Origin of the sequence: Leptospira inadai serovar Lyme str. 10, assembly GCF_000243675.2 — a bacterium.
Lineage (GTDB): Bacteria > Spirochaetota > Leptospiria > Leptospirales > Leptospiraceae > Leptospira_B > Leptospira_B inadai.
The window spans coordinates 249,752-269,338 of record NZ_AHMM02000015.1 but is presented as its reverse complement, the minus strand read 5'-3'; the positions used below and the strand labels follow the sequence as shown (position 1 = coordinate 269,338).

15 protein-coding genes and 2 tRNA genes are annotated in these 19,587 nt (G+C 46.7%); 13 read left to right on the top strand and 4 right to left on the bottom strand.

The window, feature by feature from the left end:
• Positions 1–181: 181 nt before the first annotated feature.
• Complete coding sequence (locus LEP1GSC047_RS05080; RefSeq protein WP_010414991.1) at positions 182–1,942, bottom strand: acyl-CoA dehydrogenase family protein; 1,761 nt, start codon at positions 1,940–1,942, stop codon at positions 182–184.
• A gap of 358 nt (positions 1,943–2,300) precedes the next feature.
• Here LEP1GSC047_RS05080 and msrB point away from each other — a divergent pair, with 358 nt between their 5' ends.
• A complete protein-coding gene (gene msrB, locus LEP1GSC047_RS05075; protein WP_180993207.1) occupies positions 2,301–2,696 on the top strand; it encodes a peptide-methionine (R)-S-oxide reductase MsrB in 396 nt (131 codons plus the stop codon).
• 193 nt (positions 2,697–2,889) lie between these two features.
• The gene (locus LEP1GSC047_RS05070) at positions 2,890–3,795 is read left to right on the top strand and encodes an esterase/lipase family protein (RefSeq protein ID WP_020988460.1); all 906 of its coding nucleotides are present in this window, start codon (positions 2,890–2,892) and stop codon (positions 3,793–3,795) included.
• Between the two features lie 36 nt (positions 3,796–3,831).
• On the opposite strand, the gene LEP1GSC047_RS05065 is transcribed toward LEP1GSC047_RS05070, so the two are convergent.
• Positions 3,832–4,443, bottom strand: coding sequence for a TetR/AcrR family transcriptional regulator (locus LEP1GSC047_RS05065; RefSeq protein ID WP_010414984.1), 612 nt, complete (start codon positions 4,441–4,443; stop codon positions 3,832–3,834).
• A gap of 153 nt (positions 4,444–4,596) precedes the next feature.
• Between LEP1GSC047_RS05065 and LEP1GSC047_RS05060 the strand changes: the two genes are divergently transcribed.
• The 8 genes from LEP1GSC047_RS05060 (at position 4,597) to LEP1GSC047_RS21580 (ending at position 16,714) form a co-directional block, all read left to right on the top strand.
• Positions 4,597–5,472 (top strand): thioesterase family protein, encoded by an 876-nt coding sequence (locus LEP1GSC047_RS05060; RefSeq protein ID WP_010414980.1) that lies wholly within the window; start codon positions 4,597–4,599, stop codon positions 5,470–5,472.
• 52 nt (positions 5,473–5,524) lie between these two features.
• Entirely contained in the window at positions 5,525–6,850 is a 1,326-nt protein-coding gene (locus tag LEP1GSC047_RS05055) for a thiolase family protein (protein WP_010414977.1), read from the top strand.
• Between the two features lie 648 nt (positions 6,851–7,498).
• The gene (locus LEP1GSC047_RS05040; RefSeq protein ID WP_238325521.1) at positions 7,499–8,533 is read left to right on the top strand and encodes an alpha/beta hydrolase; all 1,035 of its coding nucleotides are present in this window, start codon (positions 7,499–7,501) and stop codon (positions 8,531–8,533) included.
• Between the two features lie 644 nt (positions 8,534–9,177).
• On the top strand, positions 9,178–10,044 hold the full coding sequence (locus tag LEP1GSC047_RS05035) for a ChaN family lipoprotein (protein ID WP_010414964.1): 867 nt from the start codon (positions 9,178–9,180) through the stop codon (positions 10,042–10,044).
• Positions 10,045–10,102: 58 nt separating this feature from the next.
• Complete coding sequence (locus LEP1GSC047_RS05030; RefSeq protein WP_010414961.1) at positions 10,103–12,784, top strand: transglycosylase domain-containing protein; 2,682 nt, start codon at positions 10,103–10,105, stop codon at positions 12,782–12,784.
• A complete protein-coding gene (locus tag LEP1GSC047_RS05025) occupies positions 12,774–14,378 on the top strand; it encodes a hypothetical protein (RefSeq protein ID WP_010414958.1) in 1,605 nt (534 codons plus the stop codon). Before LEP1GSC047_RS05030 ends, LEP1GSC047_RS05025 begins: the two co-directional genes overlap by 11 nt.
• Before the next feature lie 276 nt (positions 14,379–14,654).
• Complete coding sequence (locus tag LEP1GSC047_RS05015; protein ID WP_010414953.1) at positions 14,655–16,379, top strand: alkyl sulfatase dimerization domain-containing protein; 1,725 nt, start codon at positions 14,655–14,657, stop codon at positions 16,377–16,379.
• Positions 16,380–16,498: 119 nt separating this feature from the next.
• On the top strand, positions 16,499–16,714 hold the full coding sequence (locus tag LEP1GSC047_RS21580; RefSeq protein WP_238325520.1) for a hypothetical protein: 216 nt from the start codon (positions 16,499–16,501) through the stop codon (positions 16,712–16,714).
• Positions 16,715–16,818: 104 nt separating this feature from the next.
• Here the strand turns inward: LEP1GSC047_RS21580 and LEP1GSC047_RS05010 are convergent.
• Both LEP1GSC047_RS05010 and LEP1GSC047_RS05005 read right to left on the bottom strand, forming a co-directional pair.
• A tRNA-Tyr gene (locus LEP1GSC047_RS05010) sits at positions 16,819–16,900 on the bottom strand.
• A gap of 53 nt (positions 16,901–16,953) precedes the next feature.
• Positions 16,954–17,026 (bottom strand) — tRNA-Thr (locus LEP1GSC047_RS05005).
• A 96-nt stretch (positions 17,027–17,122) separates the two neighbouring features.
• On the opposite strand from LEP1GSC047_RS05005, the gene LEP1GSC047_RS05000 reads away from it, so the two are divergent.
• From LEP1GSC047_RS05000 to LEP1GSC047_RS04990, 3 genes are all read left to right on the top strand, one after another.
• Positions 17,123–17,509: a hypothetical protein gene (locus LEP1GSC047_RS05000; protein ID WP_010414949.1), complete on the top strand. Its 387-nt coding sequence runs from the start codon at positions 17,123–17,125 to the stop codon at positions 17,507–17,509.
• 24 nt (positions 17,510–17,533) lie between these two features.
• Positions 17,534–18,358, top strand: a complete 825-nt coding sequence (locus tag LEP1GSC047_RS04995; RefSeq protein ID WP_010414945.1) for a transketolase — start codon at positions 17,534–17,536, stop codon at positions 18,356–18,358.
• A 327-nt stretch (positions 18,359–18,685) separates the two neighbouring features.
• Complete coding sequence (locus LEP1GSC047_RS04990; protein WP_010414941.1) at positions 18,686–19,585, top strand: transglutaminase-like domain-containing protein; 900 nt, start codon at positions 18,686–18,688, stop codon at positions 19,583–19,585.
• The last annotated feature ends 2 nt before the right edge of the window (positions 19,586–19,587 follow it).

Here is a 19,587-nt window from a genome sequence, read left to right as displayed (position 1 = left end):
CTGCACTGGCTTGCCCAGATTTTTTCTCGGCATTCATTCGTTTGTCGGCGCGTCGGAGGCATCGGCTTTATTCCAAATTAGTAATGAGCTGCCGTTTCTTTCGGAATAATGCCGACATGAAATTCGTAAAGGAGATCGCCGATAGGTTCGTATAACGCTACCGGCGATTTCCGGAACGGACTTAAACGGCTACTGCTTGGCGAGAAGCTCTCTCTAACTTGAATAGATTTCCTTCGGCGATTGCTAAGGAATCTATATTATAAGCTATGGATGCTTCTTCCCTTTTTTTCCTGGAATCTCCGCTTGATTTTAGGAGAGATTTTTCCAAAAGGAGTCCGCATACAAGTCGAGCGGCGGTCTCCACGGTTTCGAAGGCTAACGTATCCTTTACCTGGCTGTCCGTGATCGCCTTGAATTTCTGAACCGTGGTTTCCACGTATTCCCAGAGTTTTTTCAAATCCTCGGACGGTTTAAAACTGGCCAGCTCGGATTCGATATACTGACGGAAATTCCCTGTAGGAGACATTCCCGAAACGACCCCTCCGATTGCGGCTACGACCTGCAACTGGGTAGTCCCCTCGTAGATGGTCGTAATGCGACTATCTCGATAGATCCTTGCCACGTCGTAATCTTCGGTGTATCCGCTTCCACCATGAATTTGTAATGCGTCCGAAGCTATGGAAACGCAACCTTCGGAAGCATAATATTTGCTCATAGGAGTGAATAAGTCGGCGAGTTTTTCCCAGCGACGAATGGTCTCGTCCTGACTCACGTCGCGCTCGCTTTTTCCTTCTTCCTTAATCATGCGTTCCTTCCGCCAATGATAAAGTTCGATGGCTCTACCCGTTTCGGATATTAAGCAACGAGTGGCTAAGATTTCCCGTTCCATCCGATCCAACATTTTTTTCACCGCCGGAATTTGGCGTATAGGTTTTCCGAATTGGATTCGTTCCGACGCGTATTTATTCGCTTCGAAATACGCGGCAGTTGCGATTCCAAGGGATTGAGTTGCGATCGTTAAGCGAGCGGCATTCATCATTCCCATGGAATATTTCACGAGACCGTAACCGGTTTTTCCGATCAGCAGGCCTGGAGAATTGTCGAATACCACTTCGCAGGTGGGAGAACAATGTAGTCCCATCTTGTGTTCGACTCCAGCGATATGAACGTCCTTGCCCTGAACTAAAAAGAAGGACAATCCTCGCGCTCCGCTTTCCGGAGATCCTGTTCTCGCTAACGTCAAGATCACGGAAGGCGAGTCTATATAGCCGCAGGCGTGAGTGATGAATCGTTTTGCTCCGGTGATTTTCCAGGTCCCATCGGAAGCCTGGACGGCTTTTGTCTGAACGTTCGGAAGATCGGATCCGTAGTTGGGTTCGGTCAACGCCATCGCCGCACTGAACTCTCCCGCTGCGATTTTGGGAAGCCATTCCTTGCACATCTCTTCCGAAGCGAATCGCTCCATAATTTCTACGATGTTTATGTTCCCATATGCCAAGCAAAATGCCGCATCGGCTCTCGCAGCGATTTCGCACATCATGGATTGAACGGTTACCGGCAAACCGAGCCCGCCATATTTGCGGCTGATCGAAATCGGCATCAATCCGGAATCCTTTAGCGTTTTGTAACATTCTTCTTGGGCCTTGGGGAACGTCACTTTGCCGTTTTCGTATTTTAATCCGGTCTGGTCCATTTCCTTGCTACGAGGAGCTACGAAATCTCCCATCATTTCACCTAACGATTCGAGGATGGAACGATAATATTCCTTAGCTTCCTCTACGCTGGACGGCGCATACGCGTAACGTTCGTCGCCGGTCTCCTTGAACTTGGCCGCATCACCGAAATTCCCTTCATAGGCGTGCACCGCCTCTTCCCAATCAATAAGAGTATCAAAATGCAATAATAGATCTTCATTATCTTGGAAATAGTTTCCTTGAATCATCGCGTTTCCTCCGCAGAACTTTGAAGGTAAGGTTTACTCTCTTAGGACGGGATTGTCAAGCTGTACCCGCTTTCGGAATGGATCCGAGTTTTCCGAACGAGTGTTCTCTATGTTGCTCGGATATTATGGCTTTGATTCAAAATAAAGAATCTCAAATCCTTTGATCATCGAACTTTTAAGGGATTTTCAACTAATTCGAACGTAACCTTTTTAAATCCCGTCGAAATATAAAGCGGGAGAAAAAGCCATGAGTAAACCTGTATTTCTTCTTTGCATAATTCCCCTATGGGCGGGTATGCTGAGTGGAACCTGCTCTCCGAGTTACGGAGTACCAAAGGACAAGACGAAGGGAAATAAGATGAGCTACGAAGTGCAGAAATCCGAAGAAGAATGGAAAAAAGTCCTCACTTCCGACCAGTTCCGGATATTACGGGAAAAAGGAACCGAAAGGGCGTTTACCGGAGAATATTATTATAATAAGGAAAAAGGAAAGTATCTCTGCGCAGCCTGCGGAGCGGAACTTTTCAATTCGGATACGAAATACGAATCCGGTAGCGGATGGCCTTCTTTTTACAAACCTGCTACGGAAAAAGGGGTGGCATCGGAAACCGACACTAGCCATGGAATGACTCGGGTCGAAGTCCATTGCGCGCGTTGCGGAGGACATTTAGGTCATGTCTTTCCGGACGGGCCGGCTCCCACAGGGTTACGGTATTGTATCAATTCCGCGTCTTTAAAGTTTAAAAAAGATTAGATCGGAGTCCTCGTTATCCTAGGAGGTTCGCGGCCTTCCTCCTAGGAAGATTTGGAAAAGGAATCCACTTTACTTATGTACTAGGTCTCTCCGAGTTCGAACGAATAGGATTTGCGACAAAATTCTGTTTGCGCGGGAAAGGAACTTGAGGAACCTTCACATCGGAGCGTCCGCAAAGTTCGGATTCAGCCACATGAAGAAAGACCATTTAACTTATTTTCCCGAAAACCGTTCCGTTCGTCCCGTCATTATCCAACATCTCGCCGAATCCTATTATAATTTTTATTATTTAGTCAGCAATATCATAGGAATCTTTGTGACCTTGCCGGATCATACGGAAGGGGATAAACGTCCCGTCGTGCTGGTTACCGGTTTTTTAGGAAGGAACATTACCTGGAAGGCCATGCGAGATCGCTTGGTATCTCTGGGACATCCCGTTTATGCGGTTCCGCTCGGTTTTCAAACCGGAGATATTCGGAAGAAAAGTAAATTATTGGAAAATTTCATTTTAGAGAAGGGAATCAAGGATTGCTATATAGTCGGACATTCGATGGGCGGCCTGATCGCAGCCGGATTGAGTTATAAAGGAAGGGATAGGGTCCGTAAAATTTTTACGATGGGTTCTCCTTTGCATGGAACATATATGGCGTATACGGCGCCGATCTTTCCTTGCACCTGGCAAATGGTACCCGGATCGAAGTTGGTGCGCGAAGTGGTGGAGACATACTCCACTTTTCATAATGTCCAAGCGATTTTTACTCGAGGCGATTCTATCGTTCGTCCTTGGCAAAGCGCTCGGCTCGGTCATTTCGACGACGTGGAGATTCCCGAGTACGGCCACTTGAATTTATATCTGGGGCCTTTGGGAATCGAATGCCTGAGTTCTTTGATCACGGCGGAAGAGAAGAAAGATCCGCTTCCGATCAAACATAAATCCGTTAAGCAGGCTTCGGAAAGCGTAGTCCTTGCGAGTCCTAAAAAAGCTAAATCCAAAAAGACTTCTCAAGCCGCTAAGAAGAATTCCTCATCGAAAAAGGCGGGCGCCGCCAAAAAGAAAACTGCGGGAAAAAAATCGGCGAAGCCGAAAAAGAAGAGATAAGGGTCAAATCGGTAGCATTCAATAAAAGTAAAGCTCTTATCGAATCGTGTATTCTTCGAAGATTTCCCGCAGCGAATCTTCCATTTCACGAATATATCTCAGGTCTTTCGTCATTCTCCATAGAGTTATGGAACCGTGATACGCCATTAATACTCGTCTTGCGATGTAATGAATATCCATGCTTCTGGCAAGTTGACCGGAAGCAACGGCTCGGCTCAAATATTCCCGGATCATTCGGATCCATTTATCGGCGATTCCCTTTAGGAACTCCGTATACTCCGGATCGGAATCCATGACCTGATTCGCAAACCCTGCAAACGGGTCCCCGTGAAATTCCGCGTGCCGGATCTGTCTCTCTTTAAGAATGACCCAGGCCCTGAGGAACTCCTGCACTTCCGGGTATCGGTCCATTAAGGAGCCCAGGTCGGCCAAAGTCTTTTCTTCTTGTCGGGCAAGATAAGCGATTCCGAGCTCTTTTTTAGAGGGGAAATGGTCGTACAAACTAGCCGCAACAGATCCCGATTCCTGGATAATTTGTCTCATCCCGGTATTGGAGAATCCCTGTTTATAAAAAAGTTCGGTGGCAGTGTCCAGGATCCGTTCCCGGACGCTCGCCCCGGAGTCTCGCTTCTTTCTCTGCGCTGTCATTTGGCTAATTCTTAGATATTTTCATTATCTTCCTAAAATCCCCTTGCCGTCAATAGAATTTGGGATTAGTGAATAAAAAACCAGAACGAACGTTCTGTATTTTTTGTTGCTCCGATTTCGGCCCCGTCTAACCTAGTGTCAGGAAGTTCTCCAATGTCTGCATCCGAATTACATACGCTCAGGACCAGGTTTTCGGACCTGGATACTCAAAGGCATACGACTAGTCGGACCTACGAAGACGCCTGTCTCGGGGACCGATATCGGATTCTGGAAGAGGCTGGATACGATTGGAAACGCATGCTCGAAGACTCGGTTCGAATGAATACGATCGCTTCGGATATACGATTTCTTGCCCAGCAAATGGAAAATACGGACTTGGGAATTCGGACGGAGGTTCGGCTCGGGGAAACCGGGGTAGTACTGTTTACTCAGGAAGTGCTCGGACCCAACGGAAAGCCAGCCGCAGAAATTCGAACCTTGGTCCGAATTGAAAAAAACGGGCAGCCTCTGCAAATTCTGGCCGCTGAAGAAAGCGCCGAGGCCTTAATCGCTTCGTTTGAATCCATTCTTCCTTTTTCAGGCCGTTGCGAACGAGCCGCAACCGATCGGGATTTGTTTTATTGCGAACGAAATCCCTTCGGTGAGTACAACCCCTCTCAATATTGGCGTCTTTTGGAAGAGGGAAGATGGCATTTTACTGCGGATTCCGGTCTTTCCTTGGAAGACCTGGTGGCGATGGACACGACGTTATTTTATATGGGCGGAAAAATCCGCTATAACCGACCTTTAGTTCCGGGAAGAAAAGCTAGAGTTCGCACTTGGATTCGGAACTTTGAAAAAATCTGGAGTAGAATGCGCCAGGAAATCACCGATTCCGTAACCGGAGAAATCTTAGCCGAGTCTTTGGATGATTTGCTTGTCGTTTCCGTAAGTAAATCCAGACCCAAGAAGCCTCCCGAACAATTGGTGACCGGATTCTCTCGGGTGACCGAATTCCCGGAAGGCGGAGTAACGGACGTTGATAAATGAAGTATTTAATTGAATCAGTAATAGAAGTAAGACTAATGTCTGGAGAAAGACTATGAAACTCGAGAAAAAATTGGCGATATGCACGCCACGTAGAACTCCCTTCGCTCAAATTGCGAAAGCCCTGGGACCGTATCCCGGACATCATCTAGGTCGCATCGTGGCCGAAGATATCATCGCAAAAAGCGGGCTAAAGAAAGAGCAGTTTGACGGAATCGTCGTTGGAGAAGGATTCTCCAACGCGCCGAACTCCGCTCGCGTCATCGCGAACCTAATCGGTTTACGCGACGAAGTTCCTTCGATCACCGTTTCGAACAATTGCGTTTCCGGGATCGAAGCCCTTTCCGAAGCCGCTCGCCGAATTATTCTAGGCGAAGGTCAGGTTTATTTGGTGATCGGAGAGGAATCTCAAACGTCCATGCCGTTTGTCGTAAAGAATGCCCGTTTGAATAAAAAAGCGGGATCGTTGGACAAACTGAAGAAACTTTTGCCCGACAATCTTCCGGAAGGAGTGGAGCTAAGAGACACTCTTGAAGACGGATTGGGCGACGGCGAGACTTCTTACGGTATGCAGGTCACTGCCGAGATCCTTGCACAAAATTACAATCTATCCAGAGAACTCACGGATAAACTCGCATTCGAATCATTTAAACGTGCATTAGAAGCTTCTAAAGCCGGAAGATACGCTCCTTATATAATTCCGGTTAAAGACGAAGACGGCACCGAACTCGCCATCGACGAGGCAGTCGGTCTTCGCGAAGGTCTCGTGGAAAATCCTAGCCGCATGGGTCGTGCAATGCTTCTCTTCGACAATCCTCAGATGAAGTTCGATGAGTTTAAGACGAAATACGCCAAGGATCTAACCGCGTCTCATGGACCGACCGTTTCCATTTTCAACGCGAGCCCTCGTTCCGACGGCGCCGCCGGAGTGATATTGACCACCGTTGAAAAAGCGAAGGAACTCGGACTTAAGATCGAAGCGGTTCTTTCCGGCTGGAGAATGAAGGGAGTCAACCCGAATCTCATGGGTGTCGGTCAGGCATATTCGACCGAAGGCTTGCTCCAGGACGTAGGTTTAAAAATCCAAGATATAGATTACGTGGAAATTCACGAGGCGTTTGCCGCGACTGCAGTGGCCGCTTTGGAACAACTCAAACTCGATACCGGTTGGGATTGGGAAAAAAGTTTCGACGATAAGAAGATCAATCCTAACGGAGGATCGATTGCGATCGGACACCCGTTCGGAGCGACCGGAATCCGTCTCGTAGCGAATGCGATCATGGATCTGAAAGAAGATGCAAAAGCCAAGCGCGTTGTCATAACTGCCTGCGCTCACGGTGGAATCGCAGGTTCTATGCTGATCGAAAGATACGAAGGTTAAGAAGTTTTTAAACTTTTGTTTATATCGGCCCCGGGGGAGGGTTTCCCCTCGGGGTTTTTTTATTGTCGTGCCGCGGGAAACTACCCGTTTCCCCGCTCAAAAGACGGGATCTTCGTATCGAATCGAATAGTCATGATCTCGAAACTGATCCAAAAGAACAGGATTCATTCGCCTTCGAAACTCGAAGACCATTCGCCTTGCTCGCGCTAGACAGAAGCTGCATGATGTTGGGAAGGCAGCGGGGTTAGCCAAAAAATCCACTGATAACGGAGGAATCTTCCTATAAAACATGGAATCTCCGCTCATCAATGTTCTGTCTCCCAGAGGACAGATGACTGAGGACAGACGCGTTCGCTCTGCTCACGCTAGACAGAAGCTGCTCGAGGTTGGAAAGGTTACAAAAGTAGGGGAAGAATCTACTTTAACACAAGAATCTTTCTTTAGAACATGGAATCTCCGCTCATCAATGTTCTGTCCTCTGTCTTCCGCTGTAGAACCTGACAGTAAGGCAATTACCGAAGCGATCGAGAAAATTTTGAAGTAGATTTTGTCGTACCTTTTCTAAAGGTAAGTCATATGAAGTTTCGTTTCTTCTTCGTTCTTATTTTGTTACCTCTCTTCGCGACCTGCGTTCAACATGGAAAGAAGATGAGCGATACGGAAATGATCCAGGACGTTCTTTTAGTCTTGTCGTACCCTTATCTCTTGAACAATTGCGCGATTACGGGAATTTCTCCTCAAGGTCCGGTCGCGCAAATTACCGGCGGGTATGGAGCTCGCGGAACTCATCAAGTTGCGGTCGCTCCTCTTCAAAATCCCATCGCCGATCGCCGCGTGTGCGTTTATTATCCGGCAGATCAATCTAGTCCGGCTCCCGTGCTATTTCTGTTTCACGGCTTTAGCTCTCCTTCCGCGGAACCCTATTACCCGTTGATTGATTTTTACGTTTCGAAGGGGTACGTCGTGGTGTTTCCCATTTACTTTTCGGATACAAGACCTCCAACACAAAATTATGATATAATGTGGGCGGGGCTTAAATTTGCGGTCGATACGTTTCCGAGTAAGATCGACACTAGGAAAGTCGGGTTCATGGGGCATTCCTACGGCGGAGGCGCCACTCCCTATATGGCTCATAAAGGTTTGTTCGAAAAGTCCTGGGGTTCTCTCGGTTCTTTCATGTATCTCGCCGCCCCATGGTATTCCTTCAGTACGACGAACGCGAATCTGGCCGATTTTACCAATGCAACTAAGATGATCGTTCAGGTTTATGAAGAGGATCAGACGAACGATCATCGGATGGGAATCGATATCTTTACTAATGTGACTTCCATCGCATCCACCGAACGATCCTATCAGATTATCCATACGGATTCGTACGGCGGTTATACGTTGAAATCGGATCATTACGTTCCGATCAAAGATACGATTCTTGGAATCGGCGCCTTAAACGGTTACGATTTTTACGGAGTCTGGAGGCAGCTCGATGCGTTGACGGATTATGCATTTAATGGAACGGCTGCCGGAGCCAATACCGCATTAGGTTCGGGAAGCGGGAACTTCTCCATGGGAACCTACCCCGACGGATCCGCAGTGAAACGGATGGATTTTACCCGCAGTCCCGTCCCTTTGCAGGCGGAGAGTTACTACTCCCAGCAATGGAGCAATCCGCAGAATCCTAGATAAATCGAGCGACCCTTAGGGAGCGAGATTCCCGAAGGGTGACTGAACGAAGTGAAGTCAAATTTTCAATCAAACAAACTGCATTTGAATCAGATGACGGAAGACAGAAGACTGAGGACAGAACATTGGTGAGCCGAGTTTCCACGTTATAGGGGAAGATTCTTGTGTTATATTGGATCTTTCCTCTACCTCTATTACTTTTCCAACATCGTGCAGCTTCTGTCTAGCGTGAGCGAAGCGAGCGCGTCTGTCTTGCAGAGGACAGAAGACAGAGGACTGAGGACAGAACATTGATGAGCCGAGTTTCCACGTTATAGGGGAAGATTCTTGTGTTATATTGGATCTTTCCTCTACCTCTATTACTTTTCCAACATCGTGCAGCTTCTGTCTAGCGTGAGCGAAGCGAGCGCATCTGTCTTGCAGAGGACAGAAGACAGAGGACTGAGGACAGAACATTGATAAGCCGGGTTTCCACGTTCTAGAGAAAGATTCTTGTGTTATTGTAGGTCGGTCCTCTACCCCAGCTGCCTTAGCAATGTCAAGCAGCTTCTGTCTAGCGTGAGCAAAGCGAACGCGTCTGTCCTCAGCCCTCTGTCTTCTGATAAAGAAATCCTTTTCTTTTTTACATCTAAGTTCATTCTCTGATTATGTTATCTCGAAAAATTCTTCTCATTTTCATTATACCGCTCGGACTAGCTTCCCAACCCGACAACCCGGTCTCGGAGAATATATTCGATTCTAAATCTCAGGCCCTTGTCTCCTGGGCTAATGTCGAAAATAAGGTTCGTGAAGCCGACGTGATCATCATCGGAGAAGAGCATGATGACGGAGCCGGTCATGAATGGCAGCTTAGTGCCTTCAAAAAATTATCCGAGAGTTTCGCGATCACGTTGTCGCTAGAAATGTTGGAAAGAGACCAGCAGATCATCGTAGATGAATATCTAAAGGAGGGTTTAACCGAAAAAGGGTACTTGAATCATACGAAATTTTGGCCTAATTATTTGAAAGATTATCACCCGCTCGTCGAAGTCGCAAAAATTCGCGATATTCGGGTTTTGGCTTCGAATGCTCCTCGACGCTATGTGAATCTGGTCTCTCAAAAAGGGATTCGGTCTCTAATGAAAATCCGCTCTCCTTTTCTACCCCCCCGCTATCTAGTTCGTTTGCATCGACAAGTCGAATATGAAGCTAAATTAAAGAAAGCGATGGGGGGACATCACTCGGAAGGCTCGGCATCGAACGTACAAAACTTCCTAGACGCTCAATACCTTTGGGATGCTAGTATGGCAGATGCCATTGCGGAGGAGTTTTATACGACCGGCAGAAGGGTCGTCCATATCAACGGTCGTTTTCATAGCGACCAAGGAATGGGTGTTACGTATCGTTTAAGACAGATGGGTCTAAAAGTCCTTGTATTTAGCGTTTTTCCTTTGGAAGAGGGGCGAAAATTGGGTACGGAGGAATTCGAGCTTGCGGACTTTTTGGTCGTAACGGCCAGAAAGTCTCTTCCGTAGGACTTCCTTCATAATTTCGTGCTTGTAGGAGCACGCTTTTTCTCCGACAGTACTACTGATGCAGGAGACAGGAGTACGTACTCTTTTCGAAACTAAGTTCGAATGCCCGGCTTGCGGAACTTTATCCCGAATACCGGAAAGCGTTCCTACCGAGACGGTTTTTCGGCTAACCTGTTATCGCTGCGGTCATAAGGCTTTAGTTCGCTTAGCACATAAAGTTAATGTTCAAGACCCCGAGCCGATTCATGTCCTCACCCCTAATCCCGAACCGAAACTTCAAACTCGCGAGCCGGCCTCCAATTTTTCGAATCGAGAGGATTCCAAACCGGAATCGCCGAAGGCTAGTTTAGGCTCTCGGTTCGCGGAATCTCTCAACGGTAAAATCGCATCCTTACGGGAAAGATTCGAAGGGACTTCCGAATCGCGTCCTTGGTTTCAAAAGATTCGGGCGCGAGAACACGAGGAGGATACGAATTCGTTTCGTCCTCCGATCAAGACGTTAGCCGAACGACTTCTTGATAAAGGAAGGCGCTTCCGAATTCCGAAGATTCGTTTAAATTTTTGGTTATATTTACTCCCGCTCCCTTTCGTATTAGTTTTCCTGATTTTTTTCTGGATCGGAGTCATTCAACGCGAATCGGAAGTGGAAGCGTTGTTGAATGTCTTTTACATTCATCAGCCGACCGTAATTTACGATCGTGACGGTAAGAAAGTTTCTGAGATTTTCGGAAAGAAAACCAGCAATTTAGAATGGGATGCGTACCCTGAAAATTTGAAACGAATGGTTTTACTGGTAGAGGACCGAAATTTTTATTCTCACGGAGGCATTCACTATTCGTCGCTTTTGCGGGCCTTCTTCGTGAACGTGATGAATTTGCGGTTTAAGCAGGGAGCTTCCACGATAACCCAACAACTTTCCCGAATTCTATTAAACGATCGGGAAAAAAGTCTGGAAAGAAAATTAAAGGAAGCGCAACTCGCTTATGCTTTGGAATCCCATTTGGATAAACAAAAGATTCTTTTGCATTATATGAACAACGTGTACCTCGGACACGGAGCATTCGGCTTCGATAGCGCATCCGAGTTTTATTTCGGGAAAAAACCTAAAGATTTGAACTTAGCCGAGATGATCGTTTTGGCATCCTTGGCATCCGCGCCCAATCGGTATTCTCCATTAAAGAATCCTGATCTTTCTCTGGGAAGAGTGGAAGCGATTCTTAGATCTTTGGAGAATGACGGCGCCTTAAAGGAAGATCTGCGTCCGTCGATGCGGGATTTATATACTTCGTTTAATACTAGATCTCCCGGTGAGACGGTTTACGGAAATCGAAAGGACGATTCTCCGTACGTGACGGAACATGTCCGGAAATTTTTGCAGACTCTTTATCCGGACACTAATATCTACGAAACGGGCGGGTTCTCGGTGTATACGACGATCTCTCAACCGGTTCAGGCGGAACTGCAGAGAGTGGTTAAATCGCATGTCGATTCCATAATACGATCGGGGCAGGTCAGGAAGCAAAGGTTGACCGAGATCGGCAGGAATTCCGACGCAAATCCGTTTCGAAATCTTGTCGCGGACTTGTCTCCCGCGCTGGAACTCTTTATCGATACCGATAAATTCAGGGCGGGAGGAGATAACGGTTTGCAGGCGGCGGTGGTAGCGGTAGATCCTCAGACCGGGGATGTACTTTTGTTGCATGGAGGAACCGAATTTAAATCCGATAACCAGTTTCCTAGAGCGGCGGGAATGTATCGTCAAACGGGCTCCACGATCAAACCGATCCTCTACGCCGAAGCGATCGACGAAGGGATCGTAACTCCTGCGACTCGTATTCTGGATGCTCCGTTGATTTATCGAAATTCCACTTCTAATTGGATGCCCGAAAATATAGGAAATCAATATGACGGGGATATTTCGGTAAGAATCGCATTGGCAAAATCCAAAAATACCGCAGCGGTTCAGATTGCCGAAAAATTGGGACTATCGGAAATCTCCGAAACGTTCGGAAGATTCTTTTTTCCCGAAGAGAAAATTTTAAAGAACCGTTTTCGAAGGGATCTTTCTCTCGCTCTGGGCTCTCTGGAATTATCCCCGTTGGAAATGGCATCCGCTTACTCCTCCTTTGCGAACGACGGGAATGTTCTTCGTCCGCATTTAATCGAGAAAGTCACCGATCGTTCGGGTAATGTCGTTTATCAACGAAAGGAACAGGATGAATTCAATCTACATTGGCCCAACGAGAGGCGTGCGATATCGCCTCCCACTGCGGAGATCATGATCGATTTGTTGCATGGCAGTGCGAATCATGCCGGCGTCCGGAATACTGGTTATAGAGGAGAGGTCGCGGGAAAAACCGGAACTACTAACGAGTACCGAGACGCATGGTTTATAGGAGTTCGCCCCGGAATTTCGATGGCGGTTTGGATCGGCTACGATTCGCCAAGTTACGGAATGGGTTCGTCGGCGTTAGGCGGAACTGTCGCCGCTCCGTTATGGGGCACGATCGCAAAATTATTCGATGCCACCGAATCGGGGGATCGCAACGAAAGACGAAAATACTCTTTTTCTCAAAGAGCGGTATCGGTTATGATCTGCCCGGAGTCGGGAAAATTGCCCGGCCCGGATTGCAATAAAAAAACGAGCGAATTGTTTCACCCGTCCCATGTCCCGACGGAAATTTGTCCCCTGACTCACAAAGCCGACGCTAAAAAGGAGATCCTAAAGAATGTATTTTAGGTTTTCCGAATGTATCTTATGCGCATCCGTCCTTATTTTCTTTTATGTTCGACCGGTTTTTTCGATTACGTACGAAGACGCGTATTCGCTGGAAAAAGAATCGCCGGTTTTTGCGATTCCTCTTTACGAAGAAGTCGCTAAAACCTCCTCTAATTCCGATGTGCGGAAGACCGCTTCGACACGGCTTTACTTTCTTTACGAAAAATTTAATAAATACGTCCCGGCTTTGCAATATCAGATTCGGGCCGGTACGATTAAAAATAAAAAAGGAGACTGGTCCGGTTTCGTTCAGGGGCTTGCCCAAAGTTTGGGAGTAAGCCCTTACGCCTTAATCGGAATCACCCATTCCTGCACTAAAGCGACTCCGCAGTTTACTCGCGCCGAACAAACGACCGTTTCCGATGCCGCGGTGACTCCGCTACAATCGATACCGGAGCCGTATCGTTCCCTTTCGAAAAAGGAGAATCTCCCGCTAGTCCGACTTTGTTACTCGCTTAAAATGAAAACGAGAGATTACGAAGGTTGGGATCACGTATTTACCTACTTGGTCGAGAAGGATCTCTTAACTAAAGACGCTGCTTTGCCTCTTTGGGTGGGTTCCGCGTTGCAATCCGGAAAAGGATCACCGTACCGCCGAATTTTTTTGTCCGGTCGATCCAAGAGCCTTAGCGCGGATTCTAAGTCGGATATACTATATCTATATGCGAAGTTTCTGCGAAATAGAGGGCGGCTAGAAGCGAGTGCCCGCTATTTTCTGATGAGTTCTTCTTATGGCAATGCAAGACGAGGCAGATTAGAATCCGCTAAGAACTTATTGCTCATGGATCGCAAAAAGGAAGCCTGTTCCTTTTCCTCGGAAACGTACACCGGAGGGGAAGAGGCCGAGTTGCTCTTTCGCAAAATATGTCAGATTTCTAATACTGATTGGATTAGTTCATATTTGCCGGCGCTGAAAATACTAATAAAGGAAAATCCGGATCCTGTCCTTGCTTACGCAATATACGGTGGCGGACGGGAAGGAGCGGAATATTTTCTTTCTCTAATGAATCAAGGAATTTCGGATAAGGATGACGACGGCGAAGATGACGCCGAATCTAATGAAATTCTGTCGAAGCTTCTGCCCGACGAGGAAAAGAACCACCTTCCGTTCTGGGACGTTCGAGACCGGGAAGCGAACTTGGTTTTATCCGATCGAACGAAATATATTTGTAAAGTGATTCGACGACCGTTCTTCGGGCCGGTCAGCATTCAGCCTCAATTTTGTAAGGAAGCACTTCCGGGAAACTTGGATACGATCTTGGCCTCCGTCAATGAGGACGAAGAGGATGCGAGTTACGCTTTTGCGGATCTCGCGTATCTGCCCATCAACGCAAAGTGGATTTGGAAGGATTCTCCGATCCCCGATGGACCGAATCCCCTCGACGTTACAAGTTCCACTCCGGTAACCGGTCCGCTGTCCATACTAGGACCTTGGAACTTAGATTACATAGTGTACCGCAAAGTTTTGAAAAGAACGTACGCTGAAATCCGAAAAGGGAACGAATACTATATTATTTCGGTGAAGCCTAGTTCAATTCTATGGGAAAAGCAGTGATTGCGTAAGGACCCAAACTTGAAATATTTTTAATATGCGCCGTTCTATTTTGCGTCCAGGGATAGTGTTAAAAAATAATGCGGAAAATCCGGCCCGGCCAAGATACGCATATTGTCACGGAAACTGCCCGGAAAAGGGGAATTTGGCCGGGTTTCGGATTCGTTTCGGTATGGGCGAAAATACGGTAAACACGATTTCTGCCGATTTTTTACCCGGGAATAATTTTAATCATTTCTCGTTCTTTTGGATTCGGAAACTTCTCGCATAGGAAAAATCATGAAGAAACAAAATTTTATAATACATATTCTGGTTTTCATTTCATGCAGCGGATCCGATCCGGGATCGTCCCTGCGCCGGAATACGAAGTTGGAGGAATTCAATTCCGAATTCGAGCGGAAAATCTATAAAGTCGCCGAGGGAATATACTCGGCCGTCGGTTTCGGGATTGCAAACTCGATATTGATCGTCGGAAAGGACGGGCTGATTATCGTCGATACTTTGGAAGATCTTAAATCGGGCGAGGAGGTTTTAGCCGAGTTTCGTAAGATCTCCGATTTGCCGATTAAGGCGATCGTTTATACTCACAGTCATCCGGACCATATTTTCGGTTCTCCGGCATTTGCGATAAGCGGCAATCCGGAGGTTTTTGCCCATGAAACTTTGAAGACGAATATAGAAAGACTGGCTAGTGAAACGGTTCCTATCATCGGTTCCAGAAGCGCACGGATGTACGGAAATTACTTAACGAAAGAAGAGGTAGTTAACGTAGGAATAGGGCCTTACCAGGGATATAATAGCTCGACTAAAATCGATTACCTGCCTCCTACAAAAACGTTTCAGGAGAAATTATCGGTTACCATTGCGGGAGTTCCACTAGAATTGATTCATGCACCCGGAGAAACGGACGATCAAATTTACGTCTGGATTCCGGACCGCAAAGCCCTATTAGTGGGAGATAATTTCTACAAATCATTTCCGAATTTATATACGATTCGAGGAACTTGGTTTCGAAGTCTTAAAAAGTGGTATCGATCGTTGGATATTGCCCGGGCCCTTCGACCCGAATATCTAGTTCCTAGTCATGGGCGTCCTCTTAACGGGTCCTCCGGTATTTCCGGTATTTTAACCGATTACCGGGACGCGATTCAATTCGTTCACGATCAATCCCTGCGCGGAATCAATCGCGGATTCAACCCGGACGACTTAGTGGAATACGTAAAGTTGCCGAAACATTTAGCTTCTTCACCTTATCTCCAGGAAGTATACGGAAAAGTTTCCTGGTCCGTTCGTTCGATGTTTAACGGAAACCTTGGCTGGTTTACCGGGGACTCTGCCGACTTACAGCCGTTATCTAGGAATGAGCAGGCCAAACTAGTTTCCGATTTGGCAGGAGGCGAAGAGAAATTATTGGCGTTTGCCGAAAGCAAGCTGGAGCAAAAAAAATATCAATCAGCTCTTCAGTTAACAGGGTACGTTTTACGAATAAATCCCGGCAATAAGAAAGCGAAGGAAATACGGATTCGATCGTTACGAGAATTCGGGCTGAAAGAAAACAATGCGAATGCTCGGCATTATTATTTAACGGAAGCTTCAGAAATTCGAGACGGCTTTGTCGCAAAATTTCAGGTTAAGCCCAATCCTCCTCTGCTTCGCCGATATCCTCTCTCGATCTTTTTCGACAATCTTGCGATAAACTTGGATCCGGTCGCAAGCGCCAAGATAGACGGTAAGGTTTCCTTTAAATTCAAGGATACTGGGGAAGAGTTTACGATTCATCTGAGAAAGGGAATCGCCGAGATCACCCCAAAATTAGCTTCCGATCCGAATATATTAGTCTATTTGAATTCTCAAGACTGGAAAGAGATGTTGCTCAGGATAAGAAATCCCGTACTTACATTGCGAGGATTCGAATATAAAAAAGGGAATCTCCTGGAATTCGCAAAATTTCTAGGAAATTTTTCTCCGATGGAGCCGGTACTTCCGTATCTAGGAGATAACTGAAAAGCCTCACTCGCGTAGGCTCGTCGTAATGCTTGCCCGACATCCTGTCTCGTATTGCTCCCTATGGGTCGCAAACGCATTACTCAATTCGAATCCTGATTTTGTTTGTGGAGAAATTATTGGGCAGGGAAGGATTCGCCTCCCCTTCGTTCGGCATCCTGCCTCACTCGCGTAGGCTCGTCGTAATGCTTGCTCGACATCCTGTCTCGCATTGCTCCCTACGGGTCGCAAACGCATTACTCTATTCGAATCCGATTTTATTTGTGGAGAAGGAAATTATTGGGCAGGGAAGGATTCGCCTCCCCTTCGTTCGGCATCCTGCCTCACTCGCGTAGGCTCGTCGTAATGCTTACTCGACATCCTGTCTCGTATTGCTCCCTACGGGTCGCAAACGCATTACTCTATTCGAATCCGATTTATTTATGGAGAAGGAAATTATTGGGCAGGGAAGGATTCGAACCTTCGAAGGCTTGGCCAGCAGATTTACAGTCTGCCCTCGTTGACCGCTTGAGTACCTACCCGAAGTAGTTGGAAGAGTCCGGAAAAGAAAGATGTCCTTTTCCTGCGCCAGATCAGCTGCCTAGAGGAATCGAACCCCCAACCTGCTGATTACAAGTCAGCTGCTCTACCAATTGAGCTAAGGCAGCATTCGGACTCGTTAACCAGTATTCAAATCGGAATTCCCGGGTCAACCGATTAAAAAGGATTTTCTCCATTCGGATAGAATCGCTAAGTGGACTAAAATGCCATTTCTCCTTATCAACCTGGGGATGACGATCTCCATCATACTATTTTATCTCGGATATTGGTTTCGCTTCAGAAACAATCGTCTGCATCGAATTTTCAATCTAGCAGGAATGAGTTTTAATCTCGCGGCTGCAATTTACTTACTATCCTTAAAATATTTATTCGGCGGGATGGATGCCGCCGGATTTATTCCCGTCGTGGATCGGTTGATCATCGATATTCATCGGGGTGTTGCGGCTCTAGCTTTGGTTTTAATGCTTCTTATGGGTTGGTCCGGGATAACCGGAAAAAAAAGATTCCATAGGAAACTGCACTTTGTTTTTCTACCATTATATACAATCGTATATCTCTCGGGATTATTCCTCTTCCGATCCGGAAGTTAAGGTTGAGAAAGGCAGTAGGTCGGAATGAACGATATCAAGGAACTAAAAGAATTCGCCAATAACATACGCAAGAATGTGATTAAGATGGTCACTGCGGCCAAGTCGGGCCACCCGGGCGGTCCCCTTGGTCTTGCCGATATATATGCCGTTCTCTATAAGAAGGTTTTGAATCACAAACCCACCGATCCGGAATGGGAAGATAGGGATCGTTTGATTCTTTCCAACGGTCACGTTTGTGCCGTCCGTTATGCGGCAATGGCTCAATCGGGGTTCTTCCCCGAGTCCGAATTATTGACGTTTCGAAATATCAACTCGAGACTACAAGGTCACCCTTCCACTCGTTATCTCAAAGGAATCGAAAGCTCGTCCGGATCTTTGGGCCAAGGTCTTTCCGTTTCGGTGGGGATCGCGCTCGGAGCACGTTTAGCTAAAAAGAATTACACAGTTTATGCCTGTATCTCGGACGGAGAATGCGGAGAGGGAATGACCTGGGAAGCCGCTCAATCCGCCGCACATTATAAAACCGATAATTTGATCGCATTCATGGATAAGAACGGGATTCAAATCGACGGCTTTACGAAAGACGTCATGAACTTGGAACCCTTGGACAAGAAATTTGCCGCTTTCGGTTGGAATGTTATCCAAGCGGATGGACACGACATTGCCGCAATTCTATCGGCTTTCGAAAAAGCGAAAACTCATAAAGGATCTCCCTCGATTATCCTCTTTACCACCGTACTCGGGAAAGGGGTCTCTTTTATGGAAAACAATCCGGCTTGGCATGGAACTCCTCCGAACGCGGAGCAGGAAAAGAAGGCGTTGGAAGAACTAGACGCTCTTAGCGTTTAATATTCTTTGATAACAGACGACGAATAATCCAAAACGGTTAGGAGAGGTTTGCCTTAACCGGCCGTTTTATTCCGTAGAACAAATCAAAAGATTTTTTCTTCGTCTTTTTTTGAATAAATCGTTCTTTCTTACTAACCTTTAAACTTGGAAAAAAAATCGTCTCTTTTCCGTTTTCTCTTTCAACTTCCTTGACTTCATCCTATACTTTTTCTCCTACGGAAAGCGAACATAAACGAACGACATAGTTAGTTTATACATCGCATCCTTTTTTGATCATTAGAAAAACTTCCTAATTGACGCTGCTTTTCCAAGATTCACGTTATTGCTATGCAATCCTCCGACTCACCTTACGGAACAGTTCCCTTCCCGCCTGATAAGATCGAGGATAAGTTTTATCAGCTTGAGTTTTCGACTTCGGCGGAAAGATCTAGAATTATCGGCGAGATTGCGTCGATGATTCCCTGGCAGGTTCGCATTTGCGAGGTCGCCGACGAGCTAAAAGATCCGACATTACGCGTATTCGCGAGAGGGGCTGCCCCTGCGGTTCATGCCGAACGGATAACCTTGCGTTATGTGGCATTGGCTGAAAAAGGGCATCCCAACCACTATGACGATTTGGAGGAAGGGGTATTCCTGCTCTCCTCCGTGATAGAACCGGAATTATCCTATCCTGAATTTAGGACATATTTGGATCGAATCGCACTCAGAGTGGAAGAGTTAGTGGATCTAAACGAGGATCTGGCCTCGGATGACGTTAAAGTGCATTTCCTTACTCGAGTACTTTCCCAAGAGGAGGGGTTCGTGGGGAACCATGACGAATACGAAGATCCGGATAATTCCTTTTTGCATCGGGTCTTTATTAAGAAACGAGGAATCCCGATCTCCTTATCCGTAATTTATCTTTTGGTAGCGCACAGACTTCGTCTTCCATTGTACGGAGTAAATATGCCACTGCATTTTCTTTTGCATTTCGAATCCAGCGATTATGAGACGCATATCGACCCCTATCACGGCGGCGTGATGCTGGATCGTTCCACCTGCATTCGTTTCTTAAAAGCCAACGGCTTTCAAGCGCACGATCGATACTTTACTCATGCAAGCAGCCTCACGATTTTAAAGAGGATGTTCCGGAATTTAATACATATCTATCGAAAGAAGGAAAATCGTGAGATGGAAAAGATCCTTTCCAGACATCTTCTCGCGCTGGATAATAAGTGGAAACCTTGATT